Genomic DNA, 15,808 nt, shown 5'->3' with positions numbered 1-15,808 from the left:
TTTTACGATGTTATTGGGTACTAGGAAACGACCAGTTTCCATATAAGGTGAGAAAAGAGTTAAGAGGTGCAGCTAAACTTTCTGTATCTTGATAAAAGTGGTAAAATAGGATCTAGTTTACGACTGTCATTACATATTTTCTTGATTTTTAAGATATGGAGACTGCTAAAGTCAAATAGGGTGAAAATGGTGTGGTATCCAAGCCATTTCAAAAGGTTATAGAAAACTTAAAAGGAGAAAATCGTGGATATTATTTTATCAAGTATCTCGCAAGGCTTGCTTTGGTCAGTCATGGCGCTCGGTGTCTACTTGACATTTCGCATTTTAAATATTGCAGATATGACCGCTGAGGGAGCCTATCCTCTCGGAGCGGCTGTCTGTGCTACAGGAATTGTAAATGGGATTCCTCCTCTTCTAGCAACGTTATTCGCAGCTTTGGCTGGTATGGGGGCAGGTCTGATTTCAGGTTTTCTACATACAAAGTTGAAAATTCCTGCTCTCTTGACGGGTATTGTCACTTTGACAGGTCTTTATTCCATTAACTTGAAGATTTTGGGCAAGGCCAATGTGGCTCTTCTCAAACAGGAAACTCTAGTGACGCAACTACAAAGTCTCGGTTTTGGAAAAACAAATGCAGTGTTTATAATTGCTCTCATCTTTGTTTTATCTGTAGTAGGGATTTTAACACTATTGATGAATACTCAGGTTGGTCTTGCAATTCGTTCAACAGGGGATAATATTCCAATGAGCGAGGCCAACGGTGTACATGTCAATAGGATGAAAATCTATGGTTATATGATGTCAAATGGTTTGATTGCCCTTTGCGGAGCTTTATTGACTCAAAATAATGGCTATGCGGACCTTAACTCAGGTACAGGTACCATTGTCATAGGACTGGCTTCGGTCATTATTGCAGAGGTCATTTTACGCAATTTACGTCTTGGATGGAGATTGTTATCTGTTGTCCTTGGTGCAGTGATTTATCGCTTGATTATCCTTGCTATTTTGGAGATTCCAGGCATGGACGCAGACCTTGTAAAGCTCTTTTCAGCGATGCTGTTGGCGACGGTTCTATATGTGCCAGAATGGCAAAGAAAAGCCAATATCCGTCGTCCAAAATCAAATGGAAATGTCTAGGAGAAAGCCATGAGTACAATTTTATCTATCCGAAATATTCATAAAACTTTTGAAGCCGGTACGGTCAATGAGAACCATGTCCTGCGTGGATTGAATCTGGATGTGAAAAAAGGTGATTTTATCTCTATTATCGGTGGCAATGGTGCTGGTAAATCAACCTTCATGAATTCCTTAGCTGGAACTTTGATGGTAGATTCAGGGGACATTCTCCTAGAAGGCAAATCCATCACACATGTTTCAGCGGCGAAGCGTTCAAAAAATATTAGTCGTGTTTTTCAAGATCCTAAAATGGGAACTGCTTCACGATTGACTATTGAGGAAAATATGGCTATTGCCTATCGTCGTGGCCTTTCTCGTGGTTTAGGCTGGGGAGTAAAAGATAGTGAGCGTGCTATTTTCAAGGAGGCCTTGAAAGAGCTTGGGCTTGGACTAGAAAAGCGTATGAAAGTAGATACACAGTTTCTTTCAGGTGGGCAACGTCAAGCTCTAACCTTGATGATGGCTTCACTGGTAAAGCCCAAGGTTCTCCTTTTGGACGAGCATACAGCAGCCTTGGATCCGAAAACGAGTGATATGGTGATGGGATTAACCAAGAAAATCGTTGAAGGGCATCAATTGACAGCCTTGATGATTACTCATAACATGGAAAATGCTATTGAGTATGGAAATCGTCTGGTCATGCTCCATCGTGGCCAAATTGTTGTGGATGTAGAAGGTGAGAAAAAGAAGCATCTTACCGTCCAGAATTTGATGGATCTTTTCTACAAGAATAGCGGTGAGAAGTTGACCGATGATGAAATGATTTTGTAAAGTAATGATAGACTGAACAAGCTGAAGACAGTAGTGGGACTTTGGGAGGAGAAATGGCGAAGCGGATTAGTGGATATACCAAGACAGTTTGTATCTTAGCATCACCAGTTGAACATAGTTTGTCGCCTAGTATGCATAACGCAGCCTATGAGAAACTAGGGCTGGATTATGTTTACCTAGCCTATGAGGTTGGAGTGGAGCAATTAGGGGATGCAGTAAAAGGCATGCGAGCCTTAGGCATTCGTGGGGCAAACATCTCTATGCCGAATAAACAGGCTGTTATGGGGTATCTGGATGAAATCTCACCATCAGCTCAATTGATTGGAGCTGTCAATACGGTAGTCAATCAAGATGGTCAAGGTTATTTAGTTGGACATAATACAGATGGGATTGGTGCTATGGAATCACTCCGAGAAGAAGGAGTAGCCATCACAGATCAAATCATTACTCTAGCAGGAATTGGCGGAGCGGGTCGTGCAATTGCAGTTCAGGCAGCTTTAGACGGTGCAAAGGAAATTCGTATTTTCAACAATGAGGGTAAGAATTTTGAAGCTGCCAAAGATTTGGTTGACAAGCTTAATCAGGTGACGAACTGTGCAGTAAGTCTAACTGATTTACAAAATCAAGTGCATTTCCATCAATCTATTCAGGAAAGTACTATTTTCATCAATGCGACGGGTGTGGGGATGAAACCACTGGCATCTGAGAGTTTAATTGAAACCGATGGGATTATTCATCCAAAGTTAATTGTTTATGATATTATATATACACCTAGAGAAACCAAGTTACTTGCCTTTGCTAAGGAACAAGGGGCTAGAAAAACGATCAATGGTTTGGGTATGATTTTACATCAAGGTGCAGCAGCTTTCCGCTTGATTACAGGGAAAGAAATGCCTGTCGACTACATTAGAAAACTAGTGTTTCAAGATAAATAAGGAGAAATAGTGTGATTATTATTGTTCATAAATTGATCAAAGATTGGGCACTTCAGAATATCATTCGTCAATTGGAAGAAAGTGGCTGTGAGGTTCATATAAACTATGGTGTCAATGATTTGATTTTGGGAGTTATCGGTGATACGACACAAGTTCCAGTCAAACATTTTGAATCGCTTGAGGATGTCAAACGTGTTGTGAAGATATCTGCTCCTTATAAAAAGGCGAGCCGTGCCATGCATCCAGAAGATTCTATTTTTACAGTTGACGGAACTTCGGTTGGTGGTGACCATTTTGCAATGATTGCTGGACCATGTTCAGTTGAATCAGAAGAACAGTTGATGCAGATTGCTCATCGTGTAAAAGCTGCTGGTGCGACCATGCTACGTGGTGGTGCTTACAAGCCTCGTACCTCACCCTATTCATTTCAAGGTATGGGAACAGAAGGTTTGCGCCTTTTACAGCAAGCTAAAGCCGAGACAGGTCTGCCAATTGTGTCTGAATTGATGGGGACAGATCATTTGGATGAGTTTGTTGAAATGGTTGATGTCATCCAGATTGGTGCACGGAACATGCAGAATTTTGACCTTTTAAAAGCTATCGGTCAAACTCAAAAAACAATCTTACTCAAGCGAGGTTTGGCAGCGACCTATGAAGAATGGTTGATGTCGGCAGAGTATATTATGGCTGGTGGTAATAACAATGTTATCTTATGCGAGCGTGGTATCCGTACTTACGATCAGACCACTCGCAATCTCTTCGACTTGCAAGCTGTTCCAGTTATTCAAAAAAATTCACACTTGCCAATCATTGTTGATCCATCACATGCTGGTGGTTATACTTATTTGGTGCAGCCAATGGCTAAAGCAGGTGTGATGGCAGGTGCCAATGGTATTACAGTTGAGGTTCATCATGACCCAGCGAATGCTCTGTCAGATGGTCAACAGGCATTGACACCAGATCAATTTGATGACATGATGGCAGTTATTAAGATTCTTCTTGATATTGAAAAGAAAAAACTTGGCTAATAGAGGGTAGATTTATGAAGGAAATCTATGTTGATTTAGGTTCTCGTAGTTATACCATCCATATTGAAAATGGGCTTCGTCATCGCTTTGTGGACTATATCCATCCCTTTGTTAAGGGAAAGCGTGTCTTTATCTTAACAGATGAACATGTTCACTTTCATTATGGACAAGATTTGGTAGCTCAACTGTCTAAGTTTTTTGAAGTGGGGATTAAGATTTTGCCAGCAGGAGAGGGCACCAAGGATTTTTCTAATCTGCAACCTATCTTCGAGGATTTGTTAGCCTTTGGACTGACACGAAGTGATTTAATCATTGCTCTTGGTGGAGGTGTGATAGGTGATTTAGCAGGTTTTATTGCAGCTTCTTATCTTCGTGGTATTGACTTTGTTCAAATTCCTACCTCACTTCTGGCCCAGGTTGATTCAAGTGTTGGTGGTAAGGTAGGGGTTGATTTGGCACAAGGTAAAAATGTAATCGGTGCATTTTATCAACCCAAAACAGTTTTGATTGATCCAGAGGTATTGAATACTCTTTCAGATCACTTCTTTCATGATGGGATGGCAGAAGTCATTAAATATGGCTGTATCAAACGATTACAACTTTTCGAGTTGCTAGAGAGACTGGGGAATCGTCAGGCTATTATGGAGCAGATTGAAGAAATTATTCATACCTGTTGCGACATTAAGCGGAAGGTGGTTGAGGATGACGAGCGTGATACTGGAGAACGCCTCAAACTCAACTACGGTCACACACTTGGCCATGCCCTAGAAAGCGCCACAGCCTATCAAGTGTATTCGCATGGACAAGCCATTTCTATCGGAATGGTGGCTGCTAACCAATTGGCCATTGCAGCAGGAATGTTGCAAGAGGCAGATGCGGTGCGTATTGAACAACTCCTAAGAGCTTTTCATTTACCGACAAATGTAGATAAGAAGTTGATTCAGTCTGCTCTGCCATTTATTTCGGCTGATAAGAAGAATTTGGAGAATCGCTTAAATATTATTTTGGTAGAGAAGATTGGTACTTCCTTGATTTACCCGACCAGTGCTGACATCTATCAGCAATTATAGTTTGTAAAAATAAGTAGGAATCATCCTTGATTTTATACCACTTGTATTGGTTCGCTTATTGATTGTCAACCAGTCTTGAGGCTGGTTTTTCTATATTTCTTACGAAATTTTCTGAAAATATTATAAAATTATGATAAAATAATAGTATTACTATCTTGGGGGTAATTCATGAGATTACAAACCAATATTAAGCGCTTATCTGGTACTATTCGAGTACCGGGAGATAAGTCTATCAGTCATCGTTCTATCATTTTTGGAGCTTTGGCTAAAGGGGTAACCCGTGTCTATGATATTTCGCACGGAGAAGATGTTCTCTCTACTATGCAGGTCTTTCGTGAGCTTGGGGTAACGATAGAAGATAAGGATGATATTGTTGAGATTCATGGCGTTGGTTTTGATGGATTTCATGCTCCCAAAAATCAACTGGATATGGGGAATTCTGGGACGTCTATCCGTTTAATTTCTGGCATTTTAGCAGGTCAAGATTTTGAAGCAACCATGTTTGGTGATGACTCTCTATCCAAGCGTCCAATGGATCGTATAACAATCCCACTCAGTGAAATGGGCGTCGAGATTTCTGGACAGACAGAGCGTGATATGCCACCGTTGACGATTAAAGGAAACAAGAGTCTGAAGCCGATTAGCTACCAGTTGCCAGTCGCTTCTGCACAAGTCAAGTCGGCTCTGCTATTTGCTGCTTTACAAGCTGAAGGTGAGTCAGTTATACTTGAAAAGGAAATTACCCGTAATCATACGGAAGATATGATTGTGCAATTTGGTGGGGAACTGACAGTTTCTGGCAAAGAAATTCGGATCCAAGGAGGTCAGGAATTTACCGCTCAAGATGTTATAGTTCCGGGGGATATTTCTAGTGCAGCTTTTTGGCTGGTGGCGGGATTGGTTGTTCCCAACTCTAAGATAGTACTTGAGAACGTTGGTATCAATGAGACTCGGACAGGTATTCTTGATGTCATTCGGGCTATGGGTGGAAATATTACTTTATCTAATATAGATGAACTAGCTAAATCCGCGACGATAACTGTTGAAAGTTCTGCATTGCAGGGAATAGAAATTGCTGGGAATTTAATTCCACGCTTGATTGATGAGCTGCCGATTATCGCTTTATTGGCTACTCAGGCTGCTGGAACAACGACTATTCGTGATGCAGCAGAATTGAAGGTCAAAGAAACAAATCGAATCCAAGTAGTCGCTGATGTACTAAATAGTATGGGAGCCACTATTGAACCGACAGAAGATGGTATGATCGTTCATGGATCTACGCAACTACATGGAACCATTGTTAATACCTTCGGTGACCACCGTATCGGTATGATGACTGCCATTGCAGCTCTTTTGGTTACTGATGGAGAGGTTGCTTTAGAAAGAGCTGAAGCCATCAACACTAGCTATCCTTCCTTCTTTGATCACCTTGATTGTTTGATAGATTAGGAGAGACAATGCCAATCGTTTTACTGGGATTTATGGGAGTTGGAAAAACAACTGTTGCACGTTTACTACCTCTCCCTGTCTATGACATGGATCGTATTATTGAAGAACAAATTGGGATGTCGATTGTTGATTATTTTGATCACGAGGGAGAAGTTGCCTTTCGTCAACGGGAAACTCAAGTTTTGCAAGAATTGTTAAATTTACCAGAAGATTGTCTTGTGTCGACTGGCGGTGGTGTGATTAAATCCGAAGTGAATCGAAAGTTGCTGGTAGCAAACAGGGAGAATAATATCCTTTTAACTGCTTCCTTTGAAGTTGCTTATAAGAGGATTTGTTTAGACAAAGAATCTGAACGTCCACTTTTTTTACAACTTAGTAAAGAAGAAGTTAAAGCAATCTATATGGAACGCATCTCTTTATATCAAGGAGTAGCGAATACCATCATCAACACCGATCATTTAAGTCCAGAACAAGTAGCAAGGAATATTTTATGCAGGTAGCCTATTTAGGACCGAAAGGATCCTTTACCCATCAAGTTGCTCAAAAAACTTTTCCGGAGGCTGATTTGCAAGCATTTGACACTATTACAGAGGTCATAAAGGCCTATGAGACAGGTCAGGCTGCCTATTCAGTCATCCCAGTAGAAAATTCTATTGAGGGAAGCGTTCATGAAACGATTGACTATCTTTTTCATCAGGCTGATATTTGTGCGGTAGCTGAGGTTGTGAAGCCTATTGCCCAACAACTTTTGGCTGTAAAGAGTTGGCAAAGGATTGAAGTTATTTATTCCCACCCTCAAGCTATAGCTCAAGGTAAGAAGTACATTCAGAAGTATTTCCCGCAAGCTCGCTTAGAAATGACAGCTAGCACAGCTTATGCAGCTCGTTTTGTGGCTGAGCATCCTACTCAACCATTTGCGGCTATTGCTCCACAGGCAGCAGCGAAGGAATATGGTTTAGAAATGCTTGCCCAGAATATTCAAGAAATAAATGAGAATTTCACACGTTTTTGGATTTTAGGAAATGAAGCACCGAGCTTACAATTGCAGGAAACAGGGAAAAAGGTTACCCTAGCTTTGACTTTGCCTGATAATTTACCTGGTTCCCTGTATAAGGCTATGTCAGTTTTTTCATGGCGTGAGATCAATTTGACAAAAATTGAAAGTCGTCCCTTGAAAACTGCTTTAGGAGAGTATTTTTTTATACTGGATATTGACCACCAATCTGATGAGTTACTGACCTATGCGCAAGAAGAATTGACTAGCTTGGGAATATCATGTAAAATACTAGGGAATTATCTAGTCTATATCACCAACTAGGATGAAAGTAAGCAAATGAATAAAAACAATAGCGCCTTGACCCATCATGAGCAGTTGAGGTTAGATTATTTACAGAAAAATATCCATTATCTAAACGACAAAGAAAGTCGGGAACTGGATTATTTATTATACAAAAAAGAATTACAAAGCTCGAACAGAAGCTTGAGTCAGTCTGCACGTAACTTTATACCAGTTGCAAGTGAAGATGATTTTGAGGATGAGTTGTTTGAAGAGGAGTATATTGAGGAAGAAGAGGAGCTTTTGCCTCAATATCCTGACCGCAAACATAGAAAGAGAAGTCGACAAGTACTTCCAGCTCGACCTTTGAAAATGGAGTTTGAACCTCCAGTAAAAAAAGCTAAGAAACCTCGAAAAAAAGGGAGACTGAAACGATTTATTGGCTTTTTGTTGCTTGCATTTGTCTGTCTCATTGTCGCAATGGGTTATCATTTTTTCAAAGGGATGAATAGTGTCACTGAAAGGCCCGTACCTGAAGTTTTCAATGGAGTAGATACAGCAAATGGTACAAACATATTGATTTTAGGTACGGATGGGCGTGTTGGTGAAAGCTCTGACGAGACACGGACAGATACTATTATGGTTTTAAATGTCAATAATAAAGACAAGAAGGTGAAACTTGTCAGCTTTATGCGTGATACTTTGGTAAATATTGAGGGCTATGAGTATAAGCTTAATGCTGCTTATACTCTGGGAGAACAAGATAATCGGCAGGGAGCAGAAGAAGTTCGCAAGGCTTTGAAAAATAACTTTGGGATTGATATTAAATATTATGCCATGGTTGATTTTGCAACATTTGCAACAACCATTGATACCTTATTCCCTGAAGGAGTGAGTATTGATGCTCAGTTTTCTACCGTCAATGGTGAAGTAGTCAAATCTGTTGAGGTACCCAATGATTTACAGTTGGAGAAGAATGCTCCGGCTTACCAGACGATTCAGGTTGGCTTGCAGCGAATGGATGGAAAAACTTTGCTTAACTACGCACGTTACCGTTCAGATGATGAAGGAGATTTTGGGCGGACTAAGCGTCAGCAGCAAGTCTTATCAGCTGTGATGACACAGGCAAAAAATCCAATGAAATTGTTTTCTGGTATTGAAGCGATTGGAAAGGTAGTTGCTATGACTCCTACAACTGTGCCACAAAGCTTCATGTGGTTACAGGGACCGGGAATCATTTTAGATGCTGCCAATGGAGTCGAACGAATGACTATACCGGAGAATGGCGACTGGATTGATGACTATGACATGTATGGTGGAATGGCCCTGCGTGTCGACTTTGAAAAATACAAGCGCCGCTTGGCTGAGTTGGGTCTGCGCTAGGAGTAGTCTATCGTAGCTCGTAGGATCGCTATGATAGGTTATAGTCTAGCTCCTTGTTCTGACGATACCTTCACTTGATTATGGAAGTGGCTTCGGTCACTTTTTATAGTTTTTGCGAATCAGTATTATGGGGCTTGTCTTACCGTGATGAGTAAACTCTTTGAGAATTTATCTAATTGTCATTCTCAGAGAGGACTAGTGCCAAATAGAAAGTAGAACTAATGTTAAAGAAAAATGATATTGTTGAAGTAGAAATTGTGGATTTAACACATGAAGGGCAAGGGATTGCCAAATTAGATGGATTTGTCTTTTTTATCGAAAATGCTCTTCCCGGTGAGAAAATTCTTATGCGTGTCTTGAAGCTCAAGAAAAATATTGGTTTTGGGAAAGTAGAAGATTATCTAACTTATTCTTTAGACCGCAATCAAAATTTAGACTTGACTTATTTGCGAACAGGTATTGCTGATTTGGGGCATTTGACCTATGAAGCCCAATTAGTTTTCAAGAGAAAACAAGTTGAAACCAGCCTACGTAAGATTGCTGGAATCTCAGATATAGAAGTAGGAGATACACTAGGAATGGAAAACCCTGTAGCCTATAGAAATAAGGCAGCAGTTCCTGTCCGTCGTGTTAATGGGCAGTTAGAGACAGGTTTTTTCCGTAAAAATTCCCACGATTTAATCCCAATTGAGGATTTTTATATTCAGCATAGAGAAATTGATTCTCTCATTGTGGCAACTCGCGATCTTTTACGTAAATTGGATTTGAAGCCGTATGATGAAAGGGAGAAAACTGGTCTGATTCGAAATCTAGTGGTTCGTCGTGGACATTATTCAGGACAATTGATGCTGATTTTAGTGACAACTCGTCCTAAAATTTTCCGAGTAGAGACATTGATTGAACACTTGACCGGTCAGTTTCCCAATCTTGTTTCTGTCATCCAAAATATCAATGATCGAGCTACTAATACCATCTTTGGCCAAGAATTTCGTCTGCTGTATGGTTCAGAGACTATTGTAGATACCATGCTAGGTAATGAGTTTGAAATCTCTGGTCCGTCTTTTTATCAGGTTAATACGCAAATGGCAGAGCAACTTTACCAGACTGCTATTGACTTTGCAGACTTGTCAGCAGATGATGTCGCAATTGATGCTTATTCTGGTATTGGGACAATTGGACTTTCCTTTGCCAAACAAGTCAAGCATGTTTACGGTGTGGAAGTAGTTGAGAAAGCAGTACTTGATAGTCGGAAGAATGCTGCTAGAAATGGTATTGACAATACCACCTATATCTGTGATAGTGCAGAGTCTGCTATGAAAAAGTGGGTAGATGAAGGAATCAAGCCGACAATTATTTTCGTAGATCCTCCTAGAAAAGGCCTAACTGAGAGTTTTATCAAAGCAAGCACCTCTGTTCAACCAGATAAAATTGTCTACATTTCCTGCAATGTAGCCACTATGGCGCGTGATGTCAAACTCTATGAAGAATTAGGTTACAAACTAACTAAGGTAAAACCTGTTGACCTATTCCCGAATACGCATCACGTCGAGGTAGTTGGTTTGCTGGTGAAAGCCTAGAAACCCTTGAACGAAAGGGATAGTGAAAAGCCTTGATTGCAAGGCTTTTTTGCTTGGAAGTACCTGTATTTTCATAGGCTAGAAATTTTAGGGAATGAAAATTATCTCACTTAATTTATGGTATAATGTAGGTGAAAACGGATAATTATCTATTTTTAGCTTACTAATTATTATTAGTTTTAATTTTCTAAACAATAAAAAGATATCAGATAGTGTAGCTGCTTATCGTTTAAATATTACCATTAATAAGCTGTAGTGGTTTTATGAATAAGATTCTTAATGAGAGAATTGAGGAACTTATAAACGAAATTGAGCAGTTCAATGGAAAGAAACCTGACTAAAATAATAATTGTTTTGAGTGAACACATGATATGCGTATATTTTATAAGCGCAATAGTATACTTCATTATACTTTTAGAGGAAGGGCAATTATGAAAAAAAATGCTGTTCTTGATAAAACAGAACTAATAAACGAGGATTTAATGGAGTCCTTTGACTTTGATGAGTTGGAGAAAAAGCTTCAATGTCATTTGGAAGAAGAACTTTCAGATGTGCAGTTTCTAGTAGAAGAAGGAGAAAACATTGGAAATCCGAACAATCTCGGGGAGATTATCAAAGATGTGGTATGGGAGCAATTCCTCAATCAAGTAGCTGTGACCGCAGGTGAAGATTTCATTAAAGAAAATAGAGGCCTTCACCTTGATTTGAGGAAAGAAGCTCATATTCAAACGATGGAAAATTTTGCAGAAGGTAGGCTGGCTAGACATAATACTGAAATTGACTATAAACAGAGATACGATGATTGGCAAACTAATTTCCAAAAGGATCCCAATATTACACATAGAACAAGTAACTATAGATATAATGAAGACCAACAAGTACACGAGAAATATGATACAAGAAGTAACTCTTGGAAGAAGGTGTTGAATAAAGGGGTTCGTGCTGATTTTGATAGAGGTAGACCTACGGGCAAAAAAACTGCAAATAAAAATATGGACCATATTGTTTCTGCTGGTGAGATAATTCGTGACCCAGCTACAAATGCCTATATGACTCGGGAGGAGCAAATTGTCTTTGCTAACAGTGATCAAAACCTTAATTTGATGGATTCAGCAGCTAATCAATCAAAAGGTGATTCTACAATGTCTGAATTTTTAGAGAGTGAACGAGATGGAAAGAAAGCAGCAGAACGTTTTAATGTAGATGAAGGTGAACTTCGTAAGAAGGATACAGAAGCTCGCGAAGAATACGAAAAAAGGAAAAAAGAGGCAGAGCAAAAGTCTATCGAAGCCGGGAAAAAATCACGAAAAGAGGAGGCGTTCCGTGTTGGTGGAAAGATGCTTAGAGCTGTTCTTATGCAATTGTTAGCTGAACTTGTTAGAGAAATCATTGCTAAACTGGTTCAGTGGTTTAAGTCGTCTAAGAGAGTCTTAGATACTCTTTTAGATAGTGTAAAAGAGGCAATACATTCTTTTATTGGGAAGATGAAGCAACATCTTATTAATGCTGGAAATACACTATTTACTACCTTTGCCACAGCAATTTTTGGACCAATTATCGGTACGCTTAAGAAAGTATGGATAATGCTGAAGCAAGGTTGGAGTTCTCTGAGGAATGCGATAACCTATATAAAAAATCCTGCTAATAAAGGTAAACCAATTGGAATACTTCTTATGGAAGTTGGTAAAATTATTGTAGCAGGAATGGCTGGTATAGGTGCAATGTTACTTGGTGAAGTGATTGAAAAAGGATTGATAACTATCCCTGTTTTTGCCATCGAAATACCGTTACTTGGTAGCTTAGCAAACATTTTGGGCATTTTCTTTGGTGCCGTTAGTTCAGGTATCGTCGGTGCGATAGCAATTAACCTTATTGAAAAACAAATCGCAAAAAGCATGATGCAGGAGAATATCGATGCCCAAATTACCAAAGGAAATGAAATTTTAAGAACGCAGCATCAGCTACAGGGTGTTAGTGAGGTAAAACTTTACCATATAAAATCGACGGTCGCACAAAATATTCACGAACGTAATTCTGTTGCTGCTAATATGATGGCTGAATCAGTTGAGAACATTAGAAAAAATTGTGCAATAGATGAAAGTATTGATGAAGCTTTTGATGATATTAATGCACTCTTTACTGAACTGTAGTCAAAGTATTTAAAATCAACATTGAAATTGGTAATATTTGTACCAAATTAGATAAAACGATATATAGGGGTTAAATATGGATGACTTAGTTATACAGCATCATGATTTTGAAAATGCCAAGAATGCAATAAAGCTTTTCTCTGAACAAACTTTAATGGATTTAGATATAAGAAGAGTCAAAAACAATAAAGATGTAGTAGAAGTTTTTGGTGACCTGTTTTTAGGACGTGGATTCAACTTGGACCATTTGGTTACAGGTGATGAATTAAATGACTTGACATCACAAATCCAAATGTACTTTCACGACATCAATAATACCCAAATAAAATTGATTAAGGAGTTTGGGCAGGTCTATAGTGCCTTGGAGGCTTTAGATAGGGATTATATTCAAGCTATTATTGTTTCCATCAAGGCAACAGAAGAAACAAGTGAAGGCATTCAAAAAACTCAAGAACAAATTAAGAAAATTGTAGAGAATCAGCGTAGAACGCTGGAAGAACTCAAAAAATTTAAACAGAAAATAGATGGATATGTTCACTTAGATGAGATTGATCAGCTTTGGACTTATGTAGAAGAACAAAAACTTTATTTAAAAGAAATTGTGAACAAGCAGAGAGATTAGAGACAGCATTACAGGACGTTTATAATATTTCAAAGAGAGTCTCCGCTAGCGAGAAAGATATTCAAAATTTGAATGAAAATATTAATAAAGTCAACGGTATTGCACATTTAGAAGATGTTGATAATATTTGGACTACCGTTAAAGAACACTCAGATATTCTTACTAAAATGGAAAAACAGAATGAAGTGACTGCCTATTCTGTTAAGAAAAATAAGGAAGAAACAAATGAGAATATTGCGGAAGTAGTACAAGCAGCCAATGCAGCGATTGAGAAGTTAACAAAGAAAGTTAAATACGCTTACTGGATTGCTGGAGGAGCTCTAGGTTTGGCAGTCATTGTACTAATTTTATTTCTGGTGTAAGGGTGATATGATGGATAAATACGGGAAGATATTAATAAACAATGCTTCTAAACTGGATGCTATTATAGCTACGAGTGGTGAAATTACGAGATTGGCAACAGTAATTGTGGATGAGCATAGTCGTGGTGCTACTATCGCTTTGCTTAAAAGAATCTCTGAAGTTGTCGACAATGAAAAATATAAAATTGAAATTAAGCGAGCAGCACAGGCTGTTAATACCAGTTTGATTGAGTTTTATGGTTATTCCACGATTCAAAGCATATGCCAACCAACTAGAGATGTGGATCAAGATAGGAGAACGCTTGAAGAGCTACTAGATGAATTGAATAATCTTACTGGTTTAGAAAAAGTAAAGAGTAACGTTCAAGATTTGATACTATATCAAAAGGTTCAACAGTTGCGTAGGGAAAAAAATCTTTACACGACAAAGAGTACCTTACATCTAGCATTTACTGGTAATCCCGGGACCGGAAAAACTACTGTTGCCAGAATTGTAGGGCGAATTTACAAGAGGATTGGTTTGCTGTCAAAGGGGCATTTTGTCGAAGTTTCAAGAACTGATCTTATCGCAGGGTACCAAGGTCAAACAGCACTTAAGGTTAAAAAAGTCATTGAACAAGCTAAAGGCGGTGTTTTATTTATTGATGAAGCCTATAGCATTACAGAAAATGAGCATTCTGATTCTTATGGTAGAGAGTGCTTAACAGAATTAACAAAAGCTTTGGAGGATTATAGAGATGATTTGGTTGTAATCGTTGCTGGATATACCGAGCCAATGAATAAATTTTTTGAATCAAATCCTGGATTAAAATCGCGTTTCAATACCTTCATAGAATTCGATGACTATAGTTCTGCAGAGTTGGTCACTATATTGCTTTCCATATGTCAAAGCAATGATTATATTCTAGACGATGAGGCTAAAGAGAAAATTCACTTGTATTTTGAAAAGCAAATTTCATTGAAGGATGAGAACTTTGCAAATGCTCGGTTGGCAAGAAATTTGTATGACGATTTGATTATATATCATGCAAGACGAGTGATAAAGGTAGATAATCCAAGCAGTGAAGATTTATCTACCATTAGAGTCGAGGATTGTAAATTTGACTGCAATGAAGTTGAAGAGAATTGATGGTTACCTGAAATTCTAATACTACTTAAAGAAAGTCTAACAGAGTTCCTTTCCTTCGAGAGTCCCCTGCTGCTTAGGACAAATAGATGTTATTTATATTGTTTATAGTATTGTGTACTTTTTTGGATTTATTGAAGTTATACGTATATGTCAAGGGAACGATGTTGTTTAATGTATAAATTGGAAGTATTCTACTCTAAATATTCTTGGGAGTTATGGGTAAAGTTGACAAAGCAATCTAGTTCAATAGTGTTATTTGGTTAGATGGAGCTGTTAGGTGATAGTGTGTTTGATTCTTTTTTCGTTCAGGGGAACATTCCAAAATTATTTTTACGCACTTAATATTGATTATGGTTTTTTAGAAAGATAGCAAATGAAACTTATTCTTGATTTAGGTAATTTATGGGATATGCTATCAGCTTTGGGGACAATTGGAGCAGTTATTCTGTCATTATGGCTGGCGAGACGAACTGAGAGGCCAAACCTTTATATTTACTATTGTATGGATGATGACTCAGAGACAGATAAAACAACTCATATTTTTGAAATTCTAAATATTGGACAGGTTCCTACAACTCTCCTTTATGAAGGCTTATCTTTATACAAGCGGCTTATTTTTAGTAAACAGGTTGAGTTTGATGGCGTATTGGAATGGACTTATAATGAAAAGAATCTGCCGACACATTATTCCAGCACCTTGCGACCTGGTGAAAGTGTTTATCTTGAAGTTGAAGACAATATAATGAAGAAAGCTATTCAACAGTTAGTCGGCAGGCGGCAACAAGGGAAAGTTTATTTTTATATTGTTGATCATTTTAATAAGTCGCATTTTGTAGCTGTATCAATTCAAGATATTTTAGAGTAAAATATTTCGGGAGGT

15 protein-coding genes are annotated in these 15,808 nt (G+C 38.5%); all 15 read left to right on the top strand.

Annotation, left to right across the window (positions count from 1 at the left end; all coding sequences use genetic code 11):
• The first annotated feature begins 243 nt into the window (after nucleotides 1-243).
• Complete coding sequence (locus SR187_RS05970) at nucleotides 244-1,137, top strand: ABC transporter permease (protein ID WP_024531969.1); 894 nt, start codon at nucleotides 244-246, stop codon at nucleotides 1,135-1,137.
• Between the two features lie 9 nt (nucleotides 1,138-1,146).
• Entirely contained in the window at nucleotides 1,147-1,947 is an 801-nt protein-coding gene (locus tag SR187_RS05965) for an ABC transporter ATP-binding protein (protein WP_120171835.1), read from the top strand.
• A gap of 53 nt (nucleotides 1,948-2,000) precedes the next feature.
• Complete coding sequence (gene aroE, locus SR187_RS05960; protein WP_024531971.1) at nucleotides 2,001-2,882, top strand: shikimate dehydrogenase; 882 nt, start codon at nucleotides 2,001-2,003, stop codon at nucleotides 2,880-2,882.
• Nucleotides 2,883-2,893: 11 nt separating this feature from the next.
• The gene (aroF, locus tag SR187_RS05955; RefSeq protein ID WP_120171834.1) at nucleotides 2,894-3,910 is read left to right on the top strand and encodes a 3-deoxy-7-phosphoheptulonate synthase; all 1,017 of its coding nucleotides are present in this window, start codon (nucleotides 2,894-2,896) and stop codon (nucleotides 3,908-3,910) included.
• 14 nt (nucleotides 3,911-3,924) lie between these two features.
• Nucleotides 3,925-4,980: a 3-dehydroquinate synthase gene (aroB, locus tag SR187_RS05950; RefSeq protein ID WP_120171833.1), complete on the top strand. Its 1,056-nt coding sequence runs from the start codon at nucleotides 3,925-3,927 to the stop codon at nucleotides 4,978-4,980.
• 168 nt (nucleotides 4,981-5,148) lie between these two features.
• Nucleotides 5,149-6,429 carry a 3-phosphoshikimate 1-carboxyvinyltransferase gene (gene aroA / locus SR187_RS05945; RefSeq protein ID WP_120171832.1) on the top strand — a complete coding sequence of 427 codons (1,281 nt, stop codon included), beginning with the start codon at nucleotides 5,149-5,151 and terminating at the stop codon, nucleotides 6,427-6,429.
• An 8-nt stretch (nucleotides 6,430-6,437) separates the two neighbouring features.
• Nucleotides 6,438-6,929, top strand: coding sequence for a shikimate kinase (locus SR187_RS05940; RefSeq protein ID WP_120171831.1), 492 nt, complete (start codon nucleotides 6,438-6,440; stop codon nucleotides 6,927-6,929).
• Complete coding sequence (pheA, locus tag SR187_RS05935; protein ID WP_120171830.1) at nucleotides 6,920-7,747, top strand: prephenate dehydratase; 828 nt, start codon at nucleotides 6,920-6,922, stop codon at nucleotides 7,745-7,747. Before SR187_RS05940 ends, pheA begins: the two co-directional genes overlap by 10 nt.
• A gap of 15 nt (nucleotides 7,748-7,762) precedes the next feature.
• Nucleotides 7,763-9,088: an LCP family protein gene (locus SR187_RS05930; protein WP_120171829.1), complete on the top strand. Its 1,326-nt coding sequence runs from the start codon at nucleotides 7,763-7,765 to the stop codon at nucleotides 9,086-9,088.
• 221 nt (nucleotides 9,089-9,309) lie between these two features.
• Nucleotides 9,310-10,665 (top strand): 23S rRNA (uracil(1939)-C(5))-methyltransferase RlmD, encoded by a 1,356-nt coding sequence (gene rlmD, locus SR187_RS05925; RefSeq protein ID WP_120171828.1) that lies wholly within the window; start codon nucleotides 9,310-9,312, stop codon nucleotides 10,663-10,665.
• Between the two features lie 431 nt (nucleotides 10,666-11,096).
• Nucleotides 11,097-12,815, top strand: a complete 1,719-nt coding sequence (locus SR187_RS05920; RefSeq protein WP_197714142.1) for an AI-2E family transporter — start codon at nucleotides 11,097-11,099, stop codon at nucleotides 12,813-12,815.
• Nucleotides 12,816-12,891: 76 nt separating this feature from the next.
• Entirely contained in the window at nucleotides 12,892-13,437 is a 546-nt protein-coding gene (locus SR187_RS05915) for a hypothetical protein (protein ID WP_120171827.1), read from the top strand.
• A gap of 68 nt (nucleotides 13,438-13,505) precedes the next feature.
• A complete protein-coding gene (locus SR187_RS05910; protein WP_120171826.1) occupies nucleotides 13,506-13,799 on the top strand; it encodes a hypothetical protein in 294 nt (97 codons plus the stop codon).
• 7 nt (nucleotides 13,800-13,806) lie between these two features.
• Nucleotides 13,807-14,928: an AAA family ATPase gene (locus SR187_RS05905; RefSeq protein WP_323131744.1), complete on the top strand. Its 1,122-nt coding sequence runs from the start codon at nucleotides 13,807-13,809 to the stop codon at nucleotides 14,926-14,928.
• Between the two features lie 373 nt (nucleotides 14,929-15,301).
• Nucleotides 15,302-15,793 carry a hypothetical protein gene (locus tag SR187_RS05900; protein ID WP_120171824.1) on the top strand — a complete coding sequence of 164 codons (492 nt, stop codon included), beginning with the start codon at nucleotides 15,302-15,304 and terminating at the stop codon, nucleotides 15,791-15,793.
• Nucleotides 15,794-15,808 lie beyond the last annotated feature (15 nt).

The organism is Streptococcus ruminantium, from assembly GCF_003609975.1.
Lineage (GTDB): Bacteria > Bacillota > Bacilli > Lactobacillales > Streptococcaceae > Streptococcus > Streptococcus ruminantium.
This window is presented reverse-complemented; position numbering and strand designations above follow the sequence as displayed.